Raw genomic sequence first — 17,330 nt, forward strand, 5'->3', positions numbered from 1 at the left:
ATTTTATATGACGACGGACAATCCTGCCCAGAAAATTCTACTTCCGCATCCCCTAAGATCGGGGGGATTACCGCTGAAGTCCGGCACTGCCCAGTCGAGACCGACCATGGGCAGGAGGCTCTCGACGAAACCCGTCGTCTGTCGAAGAGCCATGCCGAACAAGACTTTCAAGGTCAGGCACGTCCGGATCGCGGCATCACTATACGGAGGCTACCGGCCTCGCTTGTCGGACGGCGGAGGCGTCCAAGCTATCTGCGGATCGAACCACCCTCTCCCACATGCAAGCATTTGCTGCCGGTCGAGGGATCGACAAAGTGCCGCGCCGCTTCAATGCTTTGTGGTGGGTCGGCCAGTTCTTGGTTTTATGGCTCGGCGGTATGGGCCTGCTCAGGGCAGTCCAGCTACCACGCTCAATTCACTATATAAATCCCCCTCAGTATTCGCGCAGAAAAGCCGACAGGGGTGTGGAGACCCGATCGTCGTGGTCCAGCCGGACAGGACCCGCGCGATAGCCGTTACCGAGCGGTGTTCACCGTCTGTGGCTGGCCCGCAGCCATGCGCCAAAAATCTTCGGCAAGCTTGGTTGGTTGGAGGAACTCGGCAGGGCGCGAACGGCTGCCCGGCCGATCCCGGTCATAGCGTTCGCGACACGGAGCAGGCCCAGCACATGCCGCGCCGCGCGGCGCATGAAGTGCTGCACCACGAACGGACCTTCGGCGTCATGGAAGACGCGGCGGCGCGGTGCGATTGGGCAGAGGTTAAGGTGCGGCGTTTGAGTTCCGCGGCCGTCGCGATCCTGGGCTTTGGCCCGAGCGGCAGGCGACCGTACGGGTCCTTTCGACCTTGGGCTACCCTGTCCGGGTCGCCTCGCGCGCGGCAGGAAACGCAGCTCGAACGGGTGACCTACCTCTCAGGACCGCAGGCGGTGCATGATGCGGCAGAAGAGGCGAATTATCAGATCAACGCGCTGCCGTTGACCGAAGCAACGGAAATGCCCTCGGTGTGGGGCTCTTCGCACGGCTGAGTTCGGGGGGCTACCTCTTGCAGATCGGCGGAAGCGATCCCCTCGTCGACGCGGAACTGCTCGCGCGCTCGATGGTGGGCACTTTCCGGTGCCTCTCTGGACGTTTCCGGCGGGACCCCCTGTCGCGGGTGGCGGCATCTGACGATCAGGATTAGCCCCCATTTGGCTAGCCAGTCGTCACCCAAAATCGTCGCGACCCAGCTGATCGAGGCCGTCCGCGCCTTGGCGCGGGGCCAGCGGTCGGAGGTCGTGGTCGACCGGGCGCGCGGCTACTGAACAGCGCAGGGGAAGGAGGGCCGTGAGGCTCTCCCGCAGGCAGCCGCTAGGCGGCGAGGGTGGCGAGCGCCGCTTCCATACGGCGATAGACTTCCGCTGAGTCGGTGCATCCATTCAGCCACAGGCAATTGTCGGTGCGGCCGGTCTGGCGCAGCCAGTCGACCACCGTCATGCCGGTGGTTAGCTCTCCGGCGCATTCGACATCGACGGGGCAGAGCTTGCCCTCGAAGAGCTCGGGCCAAAGCAGCGCTGCCACGGCAACGGCGTCATGTAGCGGCCGCGACGCAGTGCCGTATTTCTTGTTCCCATAAATCTCGAAGAATTCCATCATCCCCGCGCAAGCCTGCATGACCTCGCCGTCATGGGCAGCGAGCTGGTGCGACCAATGCACCGGCGAAGCGGTGGCATGGGTGCAGTCGAGCGGCACGGCTGTTATCGGTAGACCAGATTTCAGCACGATCCGCGCCGCCTCGGGGTCGACGAGGATGTTGTACTCAGCGGCGGGCGTCATGTTCCCGCCCTCGAAGAAGCCGCCGCCCATGAAGACGATGCGCTCGATGTTGCGCTTGATGTCGGGCGCGACGCTGAGCGCGAGCGCAATGTTGGTCTGCGGCCCGAGCACGATCAGCGTGACGGGCGTGGGATGCGCGCGCAGCGTCCTGACGAGGAAATCGACGGCACTTTCGGCCTCCGGTCCGCGCCGGGCCTCTTCCCAGTCCCAGCCGTCGATACCGGTATCGCCGTGGATCTCGGGAACCGGGCGCGGCTGGCGCATCAGCGGGCGATCGGCGCCAGCACAAACCGGAATGTCCGCGTGGCCGGCGAGTTCCACGATACGGCGGGCGTTGTCGGTGGTCTGCGCGAGCCCCATGTTCCCGGCGACCGTGGTCAGGCCGAGAACCTCGAGCGCCGGCGAGGCTAGGGCGAGAAGAATCGCGAAGGCGTCGTCCTGTCCGGGATCGGTGTCGATAATTACGGGTCTAGACTGCACCTTGGTTACCTCTTTGTCTTTCGTCTCAGCGGAGACGGTCTGATTTCGCCTAATTTCGTGGCCATCTGAATGTTGCGCGCAGGATTCAGCATTTAAGGCTCGTACCTCGCCGACCACTTGGAACACAGTATTCTGTATACAGTAGACATGAAGGAATACGGCTATGAAAGGTGATTTCGACAACATTCCCGTTGTTGACCTCGGTGGTCTCGCAGAAGGGGCGTCGGAAGCGGCACGCGCCGAAACCGTCGCGGCGCTGAAAGACGCGCTTGAGACCTCAGGCTTCGCCTATCTGGCAGGCCATGACGTTTCGGAGGATCTGGTGGAGCGCATGCGCCAGATGAACGCCGCCTTCCACGATCTGCCGCTCGAAGAGAAGATGGCGCTCAAGATCAACGGCTTCCATCGCGGCTACATGCCGATGTCGAGCTCGACGATCGTGACCTCCTCGGTGGCAAAGGTGACGAAGCCGAACCGCTCCGAAAGCCTGATGATCATGCATGAGGTGCCCGAGGATGCCGCCTACGCGGGCGAGCCGCTGCAGGGGCCGAACCAGTTCCCGGCGCAGCTTCCCGATGTCGAGAAGACTGCGCTTGAGTATATGGCCGAGATGACCAAGCTCGGTGAGCGGATCGCCGGCGCACTGGCCGAGGCGCTGGGTCTCGAGCGCGACTGGTTCGCCAAGCACTTCATCGACCCCACCCTGTTCCTGCGCCTTCTGCACTACCCCGAGCAGCCCGACGAGGAAGAGCTGTTCGGCTCTGCGCCGCACACCGATTACGGCTTCGTCACCCTGCTCAAGCAGGACGATGTGGGCGGGCTCGAAGTGCGCAACAAGCGCGGCGACTGGATCCCCGCGCCGCCGATCGAGGGCACGTTCGTGATGAACGTCGGCGACATCCTCGCCAAGTGGTCGAACGGCCGCTTCGTCTCGACGCCGCACCGGGTACGCAACCTGACCGGGCGCGAGCGCTACTCGCAGCCGTTCTTCTACGATCCCTCGATGAGCGCGCTGGTCGAGTGCCCGGCAAAGATGCTGGAAAAGGGCGAGACGGCGCAGATGGAGCCAGTGCTTTACGGCGACTACCTGCTCGAGCGGCTCAACAAGAACTACGACTATCGCAAGAAAGCCTCCTGATTCATCCAGGCAACGACAAGACCCAGACAACAGGGAGTTCAACAATGAATGATATCAACAGGCGCCGCATGCTGCAGGGGCTGCTCGCTCTTGGCGGCGCGTCGGTCCTCAATGTGCCAGGTGTCTACGCACAGGCCGAGAAACTCGTCATCACCACCTATGGCGGCTCGTGGGAGAAGTTCTGGAAGGAAATCTTCCTGCCCGCCTTGACCGACGAAACCGGGATCGACCCGCAGCTCGATATCGGTCTCGGCAGCGTCTACACAACCAACATGCGCGCTGCGGGGGTCGAGAATCCGCCCTACGGCTGCCTCATGACCAACGAGATCTATGCCACGGTGCTGCGTGACGAGGGCTATTTCGAGAAGCTCGACCTCGCGCAGCTGCCGAATTACGCCGATCTCTACCCGGTGGCGACAGAGGCCTCCGAGGGCTATGCGGCCGTCGGTCTGATCTCGCCGATCGGCATCGGCTACCGAACTGATATGATCCAGACGCCGCCCAAGTCCTGGAAGGATCTCTGGGAGATGCCCGAGCTGCAGGGACGGCTGGGCCTCTACAACATCAAGAACAGCGCCGGGAAAATGTTCCTGATGCTGGCGTCCAAGCTTTACGGCTCGGGCATCACCGATCTCGAGACCGGCTTTGCCAAGCTTGCGGAACTGGGACCAGTCTACCAGACCGACTTCAACATGAGCACCGGCCTTGCCACCGGTGAGATCGCCGTCGCGCCCTTCGACTTCGGCGAGATCGCACGGCTGCGCAACCAAGGCCTGCCGGTCGACTGCATCATCCCCGAGGAGGGGCTGATGATGTGGGACCAGACCTTCAACATCTGCACTAATACTCCGGCACGCGAGCAGGCCTACCAGTACCTGAACTTCGTGCTGAGCCCGGCCGGGCAGGAATTGCTCATGCGCGAGTTCTTCGTCTCGCCGGTCAACAAGAAGGTGGAGGTCCCGGCCGAGCTGCTGAAGAATGTTCCCGTCTCCGGCGAGGCCATGGAACAGTTCATCAAGTGGGACTGGGATTTGATGAATTCCAACGCCGAAGAGATCTCGCGCCGCTGGAACCAAATCTTCGGGGCCTGAGCCCGCAGCTACAGCCAAGGGTCGCTCCGGACGTCCGGGGCGGCCTTTCAGTCAAGGAACGTCCGATAACATGACCGAAGTCTCCATCCTCTCGTTGGTGAAGTCCTACGGGAAGGCCGAAGCCCTGAAGGGCATCTCGCTGAATATCGACCATGGCGAGTTCGTTTCCCTGCTCGGCCCGTCGGGCTGCGGCAAGTCGACCACGCTGAAGTGCATCGCCGGGTTCGAGGAGATCACCGACGGCAAGATCCTGTTCGACAACAAGGACATCTCTCGCAAACTGCCGGAGAATCGCGACATCGGCATGGTGTTCCAGTCCTACGCGCTCTTCCCGCATATGACGGTGGCGCAGAACTTGGCCTTCGGTCTCGAGATGCGCCGCGTGCCGCGCGCCGAGATCAAGGAGCGAGTTGCGCGGGCGATGGACATGGTCCAGCTCACGCAATACGCCGACCGCTACCCGAAGATGCTGTCGGGAGGCCAGCAGCAGCGCGTCGCGCTTGGCCGCGCGCTGGTGATCGAGCCTGCGATCCTGCTGCTCGACGAGCCGCTTGCGAACCTCGACGCCAAGCTGCGCGACGAGATGCGCGGTTTTATCCGCGATCTGCAGAAGCGCGTCGGCATCACCACCATCTATGTGACCCACGACCAGGACGAGGCGATGACCATGTCCGACCGTGTTGTGGTGATGTTCAACGGCGCCATCGCGCAGGCGGCGCGGCCCGAGGACGTCTACAACCACCCGGTCACCGAGGAGGTGGCAAAATTCGTCGGCAATGCGAACATTCTCGAACTGCCGGTCGCCGCGCTGGAGGAGGGCGGCACTTCGCTGATCCTGCCCGGTGGCGGCACGCTGCGGCTGCCGGGCGCGGCTCTGGCGCCGGCAGGAGCCCTCCTGCGCGTCATGGCCCGCCCCGAGCAGATCGCATTGGTCGATCCGGCTGCGGCGCAGCTCGGCGGGCGGATCGCCAAGCGCTACTTCAGCGGCGGCCACATCGAGTACCACGTTGACACCGATTGTGGCCCGCTGCTGGTTCTGGGTCCGACCAGCCAGACCGTCGCCGAGGGGCAGGCGGTTGGACTGAGCTTCGATGCACAGCGGCTCTGGCCGATGCAGGGCGGGGCAGGTGCCGCCGCCGGGGTGGCGGCATGAGAAAGCTGCGCAGTGCGGTCCTGATCCTGCCGGCGGCGGCGATCATCTTTCTCTTCGTGGTCCTGCCCTATGTCATCGTCCTGGTGATGAGCTTCCGCACGCCCGGAGCCAAGGGCGCGCCCTACGGTGAAGGTTTCGGGCTGGAGGGCTACACGCAGTTCTTCTCGGAGGGCTACTATGCCATGTCGCTGCCGCATACGATACTGCTCGGCATGGTGACGACGCTCGTGTGCCTTGCGCTGGCCTATCCCGTCGCGCTGCACATCGTCACCGCGTCTCGGCGCTGGCGTGCCATCCTCTACGGCATCGTGCTGTCGCCGTTGCTGGTCGGGATCGTCGTGCGCAGCTACGGCTGGACAATTCTTCTGGGCAACTCGGGGGTCATCAACGCGACGCTGATGCAGATGGGACTGATCCAGCGCCCCTTGCCGCTGATGTACAACAACTTCGGCGTGGCGCTCGCGCTGGCGCATGTGTTCCTGCCGTTCATGGTGCTGCCGCTCTTGTCGGCGCTGCAATCCATGGATCCGGCGGTGGCACAGGCCGCTCGCTCCCTCGGGGCGCGCCGCTTCACAATCTTCCGCCGGGTGACATTCCCGGTCTCGATGCCCGGCGTGCAGGCGGGCTGCATCCTCGTCTTCGTGCTGGCGATCTCGTCCTATGTAACGCCAGCGCTGGTCGGCGGCATGCGGGTGAAGACCACGACCCTGCTGGTGGTGGATGCGCTGATCGACCAGTTCCAGTGGCCCTTCGGCTCGGCTATGGCGCTGACCCTCGCAGCGGCGGCGGGGCTGGTGGTCTTCGTCTTCGCGCGGCTCACCCGGATGGAGTGGAAGTAATATGCAGATGGTCACCCCCTTGCTGACCCTGGTGCGGGTCTGTGTCTACGTCTTCCTGATCGCGCCGATCGCCGTGGTGGTGCTCGCCTCGTTCAACGCTGGCAACTTCCTGACCTTCCCGCCGCAGGGACTGAGCCTGCGCTGGTTCTGGACCTTCCTGCAGAACGACGTCTTCATCAACGCCATCCTCTACTCGGCGATCCTTGCGGCTTGCGCCACGGCGGTGTCGCTGGTGGTGGGCACGATGGCGGCGCTCTACTTCGTGCGCCACGCTAGACGCGAGGCTGAGCTGGTGCGTATCGGCGTGCTGCTGCCGCTGATCCTGCCCGAGATCCTGACGGCCATCGCGCTGCTATTCTTCTTCTACGAAATCGGCATCGGCACCGAGCACAAGATCGCGCTGTTCACCGGCCACGTGCTGATGACGCTGCCCTTCGTGTTCCTGAATGTAGTAACCTCGCTGCAGTCGCGCGACGATGCGGCGGAGCTTGCGGCACGCACGCTGGGGGCCAGCCGATACACCGCCTTCCGCCGCATCACCCTGCCGCTGATCGCGCCCGGCGTGGCCACCGGCGCGGTCTTTGCCTTCATCATCAGCTTCGACACCTTCGGCATCTCCTTCATCCTGAAAGGCTCGGGCTCGGCGCCGCTGCCGATCCAGCTCTATGATTACCTGCGGTTCAACTTCACGCCAGAAGCGGCTGCCGTCTCGACTGTTTCGATCATTATGACCGTGCTATTGCTCGGGCTGGCAGATCTCGTGTTTGGTAAGAAATGACTGCGATGCAGAGGGTAGAGCAGATGTTGGTGATGCGGCCGATCGGGCTCGAATTGGCGGATCGCCTCGAGGATTCGATCATCCGCGAGACATATGCCCCCGGCGAGAAGCTTCGCGAGCTCGAGCTGTGCGCGGTGTTCGGCGTGTCCCGCTCGCCGCTTCGCGAGGCGCTGCAGATCCTCGAAAACCGTGGCCTCGTCGAGCGTCGCCCGCGTTTCGGAGCGCGGGTGACGGATATGTCGGTCGAGGTGCTGGACGAGATCTCGGCCTGCCGCATCCCGCTCGAAGGCACCTGCAGCCGGCTGCTTGCCGGCAGGCTGGACCACGTCGGGATTGCCGATGCGCTCGATGCCGAGCTGAGCGCGATGCAGCAGGCGCATGTCGGTGGCGACCACGAAGCGGCCTTCGATGCCAACGTTCGGATGACCGCGCTGCTGCACGAGAATTGCGGCAACAGCGTGCTCGCGAAGTTGCTAGCGCAGCTCGACAAGCCAGCGCTGCGCTACCGACACCGCGCTTACCGCATCGCGACGGGCCTCGTCGGCGACATGATCGAGAGCAACCGGTCGATGATCAGCGAAATCCGCGCAGGGCGGGCCGATGGGGCGGAGAAAGTTACGATGGCCCTCGTCGAGCGCGCCTGGGTAACGACCAGATCGCTGTTTGTTACCGACTAGACCGATCAGCTGAACGCTTGCGCAGCCCGCCGAATGCGCTGGCCGCCGCGGGGCTTCTCGCCGATTATCTCGGCTAGGCTGGTGGCCCGGATCGATGGCATCATGCAGGTGGTGGCCGGGCTGGGAGCCGAGGTTCTCTGCGGCGGTGCGCCCTTCGAGCGCGCGGGCAAACTACCAGCCGACGCTGTTCGCCGAGGTCACGCAGGGCAACCCGGCGGTGACCGTGGAGATCTTCGGCCCGGTCGTCACCTCCCATAAACACGCGAGAGACGTGGTCCGCGCAAAGCGAAGCTGAGCAGGGCTGCATGACGCGCGATGCAAACCTAATCAGGTGTCCACGAAACCCGCAGCGGGCCAAGTCCACAGGTTCCAGCGTCGATCGCTGCCTCACGGCCTGAAGGTCGAACAGGCGTTCATTCGGAGATCGCCTTCTGAGCTTGGAAGAGACTAGGCGTGGGTCTATTCAAAAGCCAACTGAAGCACCGATGGGGCACTCGGACAGGACGACCAATTGAATCTCGCACACATCCGACATTTTGAATGGTGGGACATCCTGCGCATTTATTACATAATCCACATTGAGCGAACATGCTGGAACTGACGGACACGGTCGTATAAGTCCACAGGATACATCTCCTCACCCTCCGCTCATCGGCTTCAGGTGACCGATTGCGGAATCCTACTCCGCAACGGTCAGATCATCAGGCCGTTTCCGTGGCCATTTTGTCTTTGGGATTCACAGCGAGCCGCCGCGCCCTAACACACGCCGGGCAGTGCGGCGGCATCCATGCCAAAGCTCGCCGCAAGGGCGCGGGCCCGCGCCGCATGGGCGCGAGCGGCGCGCGGCGGCGCAAGGCGGGCGGCGGCGCAAGGCGGGCGGCAAGCTGGTGGATGCGCGGGGTAAAGAACACATCCCCCGTGCGCCCGGCGCAGCGCAGCGCATGGGCGGCGGCATCGCGGGCATCCCGCATTCGCCCGGCGCATTGCAGGGTTTCGGCGCGCAGCCCGTGCCAGTTGGCCATCTGCACCCCGGCCCCGGTCGCGCCAAAGATCGCAATGCCGCGTTCCAGCGCCGCCAGCCCCTGCGCCGTATCGCCCAGCTGCCCCAGCGCCCAGCCGCGCATCACCAGCCCGGTGCCGCGCCAGAACGGGAAATCATGCGCGCGGCCAAGCGCGACGGCGCGGTCGGCGGCCTGCAGGCACGCTTCGGGGGCGTGGATAAACATGTGATGTTCGCTGGTGAGCGCCGCGTGGATCGCGCTCGCATAGGGGTTTTCGCGCAGATCGCGCAGCTGCCCCGCTCGGGCAAGGTGGCGCGCGGCGGCGGCGCGATTGCCGCGCAGGCTGGCGGCCCACAGCGCATAGCAGGCGCAGGCGACGGCGGCGTTCTGCGCCGGAACGGTTTGCGGCGGCGTCTGGTCCAGCCCGGCAAGGCCAAGGTCAAGCGCCTGCGTCGCCGCCGCCAGCTGGCCGCGATGCACCAGCACCTGCCCCACCCCGGCGTGGGCCTGAAGCGACAGCGCCGGGTCGGGCAGGTTTTGAGCGATGGCGCGCAGGTCTTCGGCAAGATCCAGCGCGCGGGTCAGGTCGCCCGACACCCAGGCGTGGATCCACAGGCCCACCAGCGCGCGGATGTCGGTCTTTGGTGTGCCGACGCGGGCGCTCAGATGGCGGGCGCGGGCATAGGCCGCGCCGACCTCGGGGGCGGGAAAGCCGCGCAGAACCGACAGCGCCGGGGCCTTCGACAGCAGCAGATCCAGCTCGGCGCGGGCGTCATCGTCGCTGTCGCCACGCAGCAGCGCCAGCCCGGCATCGGCAAAGGCCACCGCCTCGGGGCGGGCCGACCGGCGCAGGGCGGCGCGGCTGGCCGCCGCCCAATGCGGCAGCGCGCGCGCGGGCCGCGCCGCTTCCTGCCAGTGCCATGCCAGCCGTTCGGGCAGCACCGGATCGGCCCCCGCCTCCAGCGTGCGGGCGATGTGCAGGTGCAGCCGGGCGCGTTCGGACGGGGCGATCATGTCATAGGCGGCATCGAGGATCAGCATGTGCCGGAACACCAGCCCCCCCGGCGTGCGCCGCAGCAGCCCCGCGCCGCACAGCGCGTCGATCTGCGGGGTCAGCGCATCGGCGGGGCGGCCCAGCAGCCCCGCCGCCAGCGCCTGATCGGCGGGCGGGCCGATCGCCGCCACCGCCAGCACCAGCTGGCGCAGATCCGCGTCCAGCGCGCCGATCCGCCCCGAGATCACCGCCTGGACCGTGGCGGGCAGCGCCGTGCCCGTCGGGGCGGCAAGCGCCAGTTCCTCAAGGAAGAACGGGTTGCCCCCGGCGCGCTGGACCAGCCGCATCGCCGCCCCCGGCGCAAGCCCCGGCACGTCGCGCACCATGGCCAGGCTGTCGCGGTCGCCCAGCGGCGGCAGCGCCAGCGTGGCCTCGGTCAGCGCCTCGGCGCGCGGATCGGGGCGGCTGGTCAGCAGCAACAGCACCCGGTGCCCATCGCAGGCGCGGGCCAGCGCATCCAGCGCATCCAGCGAGGTGTCATCGGCCCAGTGCACATCCTCGATCACCGCGATCAGGGGCGCGGCGCGGGCCGCGTGCTGCACCGCCCCGGTCAGCAGCGCATGGCTGCGCTGGCGCAGCTCTTGCGGGGTCAGATCGTGCAGCGCCGCGCCCTGCCCGCCCTGCCCCAGAAACCCCGCCGCCAGCGCCGCGTCGACCGCATCGCAAGCGCCGCCCGGCCAGTGATCGCCGAACAGCGCCCGGCACAGCGCGCGCACCGGCGCGCCGGGCGAATGGCGCAGGCGCGGCAGGCACTGGGCGGTCACCTGCCGCACCCCCGCCGCACCCGGATCGCGCCGCAGCTCGGCCAGCAGGCGCGATTTGCCGATGCCCGCCGGGCCGGTCAGCAGCACGGCGCGGCCTTCGCCCGCGACCGCCTGCGCCACCGCCGCCCGCAGAAACGCGATTTCGACATCGCGCCCGACAAACCGCCCGAACCGCGGCCCCGGCCGCGCCGGAAGCCCGACGCCAAAGCCCGGCACGCCGCGCATCTGCCAGCTGCCCGGATCGGGGCCGGCGGTCACGCGGATTTCGCCGTGCAGCAACTGCCGCGCCGCGGCGCCAAGGATCACCGTGCCCGGCGCCCCGATGCCCGACAGCGCCCAGGCGCGGCGCTCGGCGCGGGCGGGGGGGCGGCACGGGCCGGGCAGATCCAGCGGGCCGGTTTCGACCGCAAGGCACAGCTCTGGCGCCTCGGCCGCGCCGCGCAGCGCCAAGGCGCATTGCGCGGCGCGGCGGGTGCCATCCTCGCAGGCCGGCTCGATGCCGAACCCGGCGGTGAACCCGTCGGGCTTGAGATGCAGCAGACAGCCGCCATGGGTTTCGACCGCCGCCTTGCCGGCGCGCAGGAATGTCTCGATCCGCGCCGGATCGGCCATCGCGCAGCGCAGCGCCAGCACCGCGACCGGCCGCCGTTCGGCGATGCACGGCGGCGCGGCCCCGCCCCCCGCGTCCGGCACCGCCAGCACCGGCGCCACGAAGCGGAAGCCAAGGCCGTGGTGGGTCTGGATCACCGTGGCATCGGCCACCGCCTTGCGGGCAAGGCTGATCGCCTTTTGCAAGGCCGCCTCGGACACATCGACCGGCCAGAACCGGTCGAGCAGTTCGGCCTTGGGCACCAGCCGGTGCCGGTGCTCGGCCAGATAGGCCAGCAGCGCAAAGGCGCGCGGCGGCACGCCGACCGGCACACCGTCGCGGCGCAGCTCGCGGCAATCGGTATCCAGCTCGTAGGAATGGAACCTCAGACGCATTGTTGCCCCCGCATCGACACCGCATCAGCATCCGCCACGCCGCCGCATCGGTAAAGACAGGTATACCCCCGCCCATGGTCAGGATTCCGTCAGGACTGAACCGGCGCGCCGCGCGATGCTGTGCCCGTACGAGTTCACGCCATTTCAGAAAGGTGATTTCACCATGCCGACAAATTCGCTTACCGATTACGCCGCCTCGAGCCAGATCCTCGACCGGGACAAAAGCAATTCCGGGGTGCAGGGCATGCGCTGGGGCAATGACGGCTGGGGAGAGCGCGCCACCGTGTCGTTTTCCTTTGTGCCCTTCGACGAGATCATCGACACCGGACAGCCGGGCACCGAAAGCGCCCTGAACCCCGCCGAGCGCGATCAGGTGCGCGTTGGCGTGGTGAACCGCATTCTGGATGTGGCAGATCTGACGCTGGATTATCTGGGCATCAACCGCGACGCGCAGATCCAGATCCAAACCCGCGACCGTTCGTTCGGCGAATCGTATTCCACCTTCGATCTGGATAGCGACAACCCCGACCAGTTCACCGGCCAGACCCGCGTGACCCTGCAACAGAATTTCTCGAGCGGGCACGCGCTGCATGAATTCCTGCACGCGCTGGGGCTGTACCACCCCGGCGATTACAACAACGATCCCAATGATCCGACGCAGATGATCACCTACGATCAGGACGCAGACTATATCCAGGACACCCGCCAATATACCGTCATGAGCTATTTCGGCGCCGACAACACCGGCGCCAACTGGAACCGGGCGGGCAACGGCACCTTGATGCTGCACGATGTCATGGCGATCCAGCGCCTGTACGGGGCCAATGACAGCGCCTTTGAGGGCGATACGTTCTATGGGTTCAATTCGAACACCGGGCGCGACTGGTGGACGCTGAGCGCGGACACCGATGCCATCTTCGGCGCGATCTGGGATACCGGAGGCACCGATACCATCGACGCATCGGGCTATACCGTCGCCTCGGTCATCGACCTGAACGCCACCGAGTTTTCATCGCTGGGGGGCACCCTGTTCAACCTGTCGATCGCGCCGGGGGTGCTGGTCGAAAACGCCATCGGCGGCGGCGGCGACGACAGCCTGATCGGTAATTCGGGATACAACACGCTCGAAGGGCGGCGCGGCAACGATACCCTGATCGGCGGCTTCTGCGATGACACGATGATCGGCGGGCGCGGCAATGACCTGATCCGGCCCTATGCGGGGTCGAACGACATCGACGGAGGGCTTGGTTTCGACATCGTGGATTATTCCAATCGCGACAGCCGCCTGATCATCGACCTTGCCAGCGGCCGTGCCGATCTTGCCTCGGGCGGCGCGCTGGATCATGACATCGCACGTATCGAAGGCGCGATCGGCGGCTCCTCGCGCGACACCATCAGCGGCGGCAACAGCGCGAACCATCTGGATGGCGAACGCGGCGACGATCTGCTTCTTGGACTCGACGGGGCCGATACGCTGATCGGCGGCACGGGCGACGATTCGCTTTACGGCGGGCTGGGCGACGATTGGCTGATCGGCGGCGACGGCGAGGATTCGCTGAATGGCGGGGCCGGGTTCGATACCGCCGATTACAGCTATGCGGCGGGCGATCTGATCATCGATCTTGCCGCGCAAACCGCCGCCCGGCCCGGCTATGACCCCGAAGCAGTGATCGAGATCGAAGCCGCCATCGCCGGAGCGGGCGATGACACGCTGATCGGTGACGGCTCGGGCAACCGACTGGACGGCGGCATCGGCAATGACACCCTGCGCGGCGGCGGCAACCGCGACACGCTGTCTGGCGGTCAGGGCGACGACAGCCTGTCGGGCAATGCCAGCCGCGACCAGTTGGCTGGCAACGCCGGGGCCGACACGCTGCGCGGCAATGGTGACAACGACACCCTTGCCGGTGGCTGGGGTGCCGATGCGCTGTACGGCGGGCTTGGCAATGACAGCCTGCAGGGCGATGCGGGCACCGATCTGATCCATGGCGGCAACGGCAACGATACGCTGCGCGGCCATGGCGGCAACGATACCCTTGCCGGGGGCAACAGCGCCGACCGGCTGGTGGGCGGCAACGGCGCCGACCGTATCGAAGGCGGCACCGGCAACGATACCCTGCGCGGGCAGGGCGGGGGCGACTGGCTGGAGGGCGGCAACGGCAACGATCACCTGATGGGCAACAATGGCGATGACACGCTGATCGCGGGCTTTGGGTTCGATATCTTCAACGGCGGCGCGGGGTTCGACGATCTGCGCTTTGATTACAGCGATGCCGATTGGGCGTTCTCGCTGCATTCGGGCACCGCCGAGCGCATCGGCGGCGGCACCGAGACCCTGACCGGCATCGAGGCGCTGCTGGCCGGGGGCGGCGACGATACGCTTTACGGCAGCAACGAGGCCAATGTCCTGCGCGGCGGCGCGGGGCGCGACACCGTCTGGGGCCTTGACGGCGACGACACGCTGCGCGGCAACGCGGGCAGCGATCAGCTGCGCGGCGGCAGCGGCGATGACGTGATCGAAGGCGGCGGCGGCGATGATCTGGTGATCGGCGATGTGGGCACCGACAGCCTTTTCGGCGGCGCGGGCAACGACACCGTCAGCTATGCCTACAGCCTTGCGCGCTGGGTGATCGACCTCGATCGCGCGCAGGCCACCAGCACCGAAGGCACCGAATCGCTGACCGGGTTCGAAAACGCGGTGGGCGGGGCGGGCGATGATCTGATCACCGGCGATGACCGCGCCAACCGGCTGTGGGGCCATTACGGCGCCGATACCATCGACGGCGGCGCGGGCAACGACCGGCTTTATGGCGATGGCGGCGACGACAGCCTGATCGGGGGCGCCGGAGACGACACGCTCATGGGCGACATCGGGGCCGACAGTGTTGATGGCGGGGCGGGCAACGACTGGGTCAGCTATGACGGCGATCCGGCGACGCTGCCTTGGGCGATCAGCCTGCGGCTTGGCGTGGCGCTTGGCGCGGGAAGCATCGCCGAAAGCCTGCGCAACATCGAAAACGCCCAAGGCGGCGCGGGCGACGACACCATCACCGGCACCGACGCGGCCAACAGCCTGACCGGCGGCGAAGGCAACGATGCGCTGAACGGGCTGCTCGGCTCGGATGTGCTGCGCGGCAGCGCGGGCAACGACACGCTGACCGGCGATCGCGGCCACGACACGCTGATCGGCGGCGCGGGTAACGACGCGCTGGACGGCGGGCGCGGCAATGACGTGCTGCGCGGGCGCGCGGGCGACGACACCATGACGGGCGGCATCGGGCAGGACCGCTTCAGCGGCGGCACCGGCAGCGACCTGCTGATCAGTCAGGGGGACGGCGCGCGCGATGTGTTCCTCTTTGCCGACGGCTTTGGCATCGACACGGTGACGGGTTTCGAGACCGGCACCGACCTGCTGGACCTGACCGGCTGGACCGCCATCGACGGCTTTGCCGATCTGACGATCCGCGCGGCGGGCACCAGCGCCGAGGTGCTGCGCGCAGGCAGCAACGGCAGCGGCCCGGTGCTGGGCAGCGGAGACGGCGCGGCGATCATCGTGCTGGAGGATATCTCGGCATCGGCGCTTGGCGCCGATGATTTCCTGTTTGCCTGACCCCCTGCCCTGCCTGACTGTCAGCCGGGGCCGGGACGCACCGAAAACGAGGTCCGCCCCTCGATGCCAAGCCAGAGCATCTTGCCAAGGCTGTACTTGCTTTCGTCCTCGCAGCGGGCGGCGCGGTCATAGAGCATGATCTCGGAGCGAAAGCCCAGATCGCGCACGAGGCCGCGCAGGAACAGGTTGCCCTCGCCATAGCTGGTCAGCGCGGTCAGCGCCTTGCGGCTCATCAGGCGGTAATCGGCGTGATCCTGCAGCAGATCGACCCCGAGCCGGTGCAGCAGCGCGTAATAGGCGCGAGCCGAGCGGCGCTTGAACCATGTGTCGCTGTCGCGCCGCTCGCGCACGCCGAAGACGATCTCGGCGCCGCGCCGGTAGGCATCGAGCATCTCGCCGCGGGGTCATCCTGAAGATCGGCGTCCATGCTGGGGGTGTTTTTCTCAGCGGCTTTTGCTCTGCGCAAAGCGGTCTTGTGCCCGGCCTGTTCGCGCGGCCTGCACCGCTGGCCCTCCCTCTCGTGCATGTAAACTTGCACTGCCGGGCAGTGGATGGGATCCGCAGATCAGGTTCCTATTTGCTTTACGGGCATTTGCGTCCGGGTCATTCGGCAGAGCGTTCTGATCGTAGCGGCTGAACCGGCGAACCGGAAACAGCGTGATGATCAGCTTTCGATGCGGATCAGCCCGGCAATGCCCGCCAAGGTCCATTCGGTTGAATTGTTCAGCAAGACCAGTCGCCGCCGTAGGCGACGGTCGGCCCGGGGTCGAGCCGGAAGGTCAAGCGATCGTCGAAGCGCCATTGCTCGTCCGGGATGATCGCAATATCGAGCCCCGCCGTGGCGAAACCGGTCCCGGCGTCGCGGCCCTCAAGCGGCAGGGTCACGCCGTTCAGACTGACGACCGCCTCGCTGCCGTCGGCACTGGAGATCAAGATGGGGTCTTCGGCGCGGGTGCGGCGAAAGGCACAGGTTTGCCCGGCCGGGGCAGCCTCGCTGGAGAGTGGCGCAAGATCGAGCTCGGACAGCAGCGTGTTGTTGAGGGCGTCATCAAGCGTGCCGCTGCGTGGTGCCGGGTCTTCATAGACCTTCTGCACGACGCGCCCTGCATCAAGATCGGCGGCAAGGGCCCGCATTTCAGAGATTTCCTTTCTCTGCGCCCGGGCGATGCTTTCTGCGAGCTCGGCGACCCGTGCATCCTCGATTCCGGCCCGCTGCGACGTCATGATCGCGATGGAATGGTGCGGAATCATCGCCCGCATGTAGCTTTCCCCGTTCACGGTGCTCTGGCTGCGCACCAGCCAGAGCGAGAGGCCGAACAGCACGAGACTGCCTGCAAAGATGCAGGCGTTGACGATGCGGCTGGGATACATCGAGGCCATGAACGCCAGCATGACCAAGGCCATGGTCGCCCCCATGAGGATCGCCATGTAGACACGTGTCTCGCTGAAAAAGACATGCTCCAGAGCGTAGGTGTTCAAATACATCAGCACGAACATGACGATTGTCGACGTCACGATCGTCAGGGCGAAGCGGGTGTATGTCATCGTACTTTCCAATGGCGAACATGCGACTCAAAGCGCGCCCGCAGGCGGAAAGGTTCCCGGAACAATCCTCAGGACCAGGCGTTGAAGCTTCCTGTTCTGACTCAGGATCAGAATGAACGGAGGAACCCCATGCCTGCCAAATCGAAAGCCCAACAGAAAGCCGCCGGCGCCGCGCTTTCCGCGAAACGCGGTGAGACGAAAGAAAGCGAACTAAATGGTGCCGCGCGCGCGATGTACGAGTCGATGTCCGAAGACCAGCTTGAGGATTTCGCGGGCACCAAGCGCGAGGGCAAACCCGAACACAGGTCATAGACGCGCGGATCGACAGGCGCTTCCAACCCGATTTCAGCGGGTAATCCCCCCCGATCTTAAGTGGATGCGGAAGTAGAATTTTCTCGGCAGGAT

The 17,330-nt window shown here is 66.0% G+C and carries 13 protein-coding genes and 1 pseudogene; 9 read left to right on the plus strand and 5 right to left on the minus strand.

The window, feature by feature from the left end; genetic code table 11:
- Positions 1-72 precede the first annotated feature (72 nt).
- Positions 73-391 (minus strand): annotated as a pseudogene (locus tag KO516_RS09830) (transposase); the annotation flags it as partial.
- 276 nt (positions 392-667) lie between these two features.
- Here KO516_RS09830 and KO516_RS09835 point away from each other — a divergent pair.
- Entirely contained in the window at positions 668-1,024 is a 357-nt protein-coding gene (locus KO516_RS09835; RefSeq protein WP_216003618.1) for a hypothetical protein, read from the plus strand.
- A 322-nt stretch (positions 1,025-1,346) separates the two neighbouring features.
- On the opposite strand, the gene KO516_RS09840 is transcribed toward KO516_RS09835, so the two are convergent.
- Complete coding sequence (locus KO516_RS09840) at positions 1,347-2,291, minus strand: nucleoside hydrolase (RefSeq protein WP_371742065.1); 945 nt, start codon at positions 2,289-2,291, stop codon at positions 1,347-1,349.
- 163 nt (positions 2,292-2,454) lie between these two features.
- On the opposite strand from KO516_RS09840, the gene KO516_RS09845 reads away from it, so the two are divergent.
- From KO516_RS09845 to KO516_RS09870, 6 genes are all read left to right on the plus strand, one after another.
- Positions 2,455-3,429 (plus strand): isopenicillin N synthase family oxygenase, encoded by a 975-nt coding sequence (locus tag KO516_RS09845; protein WP_216003620.1) that lies wholly within the window; start codon positions 2,455-2,457, stop codon positions 3,427-3,429.
- A gap of 44 nt (positions 3,430-3,473) precedes the next feature.
- Complete coding sequence (locus tag KO516_RS09850; RefSeq protein WP_216003621.1) at positions 3,474-4,520, plus strand: PotD/PotF family extracellular solute-binding protein; 1,047 nt, start codon at positions 3,474-3,476, stop codon at positions 4,518-4,520.
- Positions 4,521-4,590: 70 nt separating this feature from the next.
- Positions 4,591-5,673: an ABC transporter ATP-binding protein gene (locus tag KO516_RS09855; RefSeq protein ID WP_216003622.1), complete on the plus strand. Its 1,083-nt coding sequence runs from the start codon at positions 4,591-4,593 to the stop codon at positions 5,671-5,673.
- Positions 5,670-6,512 (plus strand): ABC transporter permease, encoded by an 843-nt coding sequence (locus KO516_RS09860; RefSeq protein WP_216003623.1) that lies wholly within the window; start codon positions 5,670-5,672, stop codon positions 6,510-6,512. The genes KO516_RS09855 and KO516_RS09860 overlap by 4 nt, the downstream gene beginning before the upstream one ends.
- A 1-nt stretch (position 6,513) precedes the next feature.
- Complete coding sequence (locus KO516_RS09865) at positions 6,514-7,290, plus strand: ABC transporter permease (protein ID WP_216003624.1); 777 nt, start codon at positions 6,514-6,516, stop codon at positions 7,288-7,290.
- Positions 7,291-7,313: 23 nt separating this feature from the next.
- On the plus strand, positions 7,314-7,967 hold the full coding sequence (locus KO516_RS09870) for a GntR family transcriptional regulator (protein ID WP_216003625.1): 654 nt from the start codon (positions 7,314-7,316) through the stop codon (positions 7,965-7,967).
- A gap of 701 nt (positions 7,968-8,668) precedes the next feature.
- Here KO516_RS09870 and KO516_RS09875 read toward each other — a convergent pair.
- Positions 8,669-11,770, minus strand: a complete 3,102-nt coding sequence (locus tag KO516_RS09875; RefSeq protein ID WP_216003626.1) for an AAA family ATPase — start codon at positions 11,768-11,770, stop codon at positions 8,669-8,671.
- A gap of 163 nt (positions 11,771-11,933) precedes the next feature.
- Between KO516_RS09875 and KO516_RS24630 the strand changes: the two genes are divergently transcribed.
- Positions 11,934-15,380 (plus strand): M10 family metallopeptidase C-terminal domain-containing protein, encoded by a 3,447-nt coding sequence (locus tag KO516_RS24630; protein ID WP_305833271.1) that lies wholly within the window; start codon positions 11,934-11,936, stop codon positions 15,378-15,380.
- A gap of 20 nt (positions 15,381-15,400) precedes the next feature.
- On the opposite strand, the gene KO516_RS09905 is transcribed toward KO516_RS24630, so the two are convergent.
- Both KO516_RS09905 and KO516_RS09910 read right to left on the minus strand, forming a co-directional pair.
- Positions 15,401-15,772 carry a hypothetical protein gene (locus KO516_RS09905; RefSeq protein WP_216003627.1) on the minus strand — a complete coding sequence of 124 codons (372 nt, stop codon included), beginning with the start codon at positions 15,770-15,772 and terminating at the stop codon, positions 15,401-15,403.
- A 331-nt stretch (positions 15,773-16,103) separates the two neighbouring features.
- Positions 16,104-16,925 carry a DUF305 domain-containing protein gene (locus tag KO516_RS09910; protein WP_216003628.1) on the minus strand — a complete coding sequence of 274 codons (822 nt, stop codon included), beginning with the start codon at positions 16,923-16,925 and terminating at the stop codon, positions 16,104-16,106.
- A 129-nt stretch (positions 16,926-17,054) separates the two neighbouring features.
- On the opposite strand from KO516_RS09910, the gene KO516_RS09915 reads away from it, so the two are divergent.
- Positions 17,055-17,237, plus strand: a complete 183-nt coding sequence (locus KO516_RS09915) for a DUF3008 family protein (protein ID WP_216003629.1) — start codon at positions 17,055-17,057, stop codon at positions 17,235-17,237.
- Positions 17,238-17,330: the final 93 nt, after the last annotated feature.

It is taken from the genome of Citreicella sp. C3M06, assembly GCF_018860705.1.
Classification (GTDB): Bacteria; Pseudomonadota; Alphaproteobacteria; order Rhodobacterales; family Rhodobacteraceae; genus Salipiger.

Bases quoted from the DNA above. Each gene is read 5' to 3' on its own strand.
- KO516_RS09910 (WP_216003628.1), bottom strand. From the start codon at position 16,925: ATGACATACACCCGCTTCGCCCTGACGATCGTGACGTCGACAATCGTC.
- KO516_RS09870 (WP_216003625.1), top strand. From the start codon at position 7,314: ATGTTGGTGATGCGGCCGATCGGGCTCGAATTGGCGGATCGCCTCGAG.
- KO516_RS09905 (WP_216003627.1), bottom strand. From the start codon at position 15,772: ATGCTCGATGCCTACCGGCGCGGCGCCGAGATCGTCTTCGGCGTGCGC.
- KO516_RS09865 (WP_216003624.1), top strand. From the start codon at position 6,514: ATGCAGATGGTCACCCCCTTGCTGACCCTGGTGCGGGTCTGTGTCTAC.
- KO516_RS09845 (WP_216003620.1), top strand. From the start codon at position 2,455: ATGAAAGGTGATTTCGACAACATTCCCGTTGTTGACCTCGGTGGTCTC.
- KO516_RS09850 (WP_216003621.1), top strand. From the start codon at position 3,474: ATGAATGATATCAACAGGCGCCGCATGCTGCAGGGGCTGCTCGCTCTT.
- KO516_RS09915 (WP_216003629.1), top strand. From the start codon at position 17,055: ATGCCTGCCAAATCGAAAGCCCAACAGAAAGCCGCCGGCGCCGCGCTT.
- KO516_RS09875 (WP_216003626.1), bottom strand. From the start codon at position 11,770: ATGCGTCTGAGGTTCCATTCCTACGAGCTGGATACCGATTGCCGCGAG.
- KO516_RS24630 (WP_305833271.1), top strand. From the start codon at position 11,934: ATGCCGACAAATTCGCTTACCGATTACGCCGCCTCGAGCCAGATCCTC.
- KO516_RS09855 (WP_216003622.1), top strand. From the start codon at position 4,591: ATGACCGAAGTCTCCATCCTCTCGTTGGTGAAGTCCTACGGGAAGGCC.
- KO516_RS09835 (WP_216003618.1), top strand. From the start codon at position 668: ATGCCGCGCCGCGCGGCGCATGAAGTGCTGCACCACGAACGGACCTTC.
- KO516_RS09860 (WP_216003623.1), top strand. From the start codon at position 5,670: ATGAGAAAGCTGCGCAGTGCGGTCCTGATCCTGCCGGCGGCGGCGATC.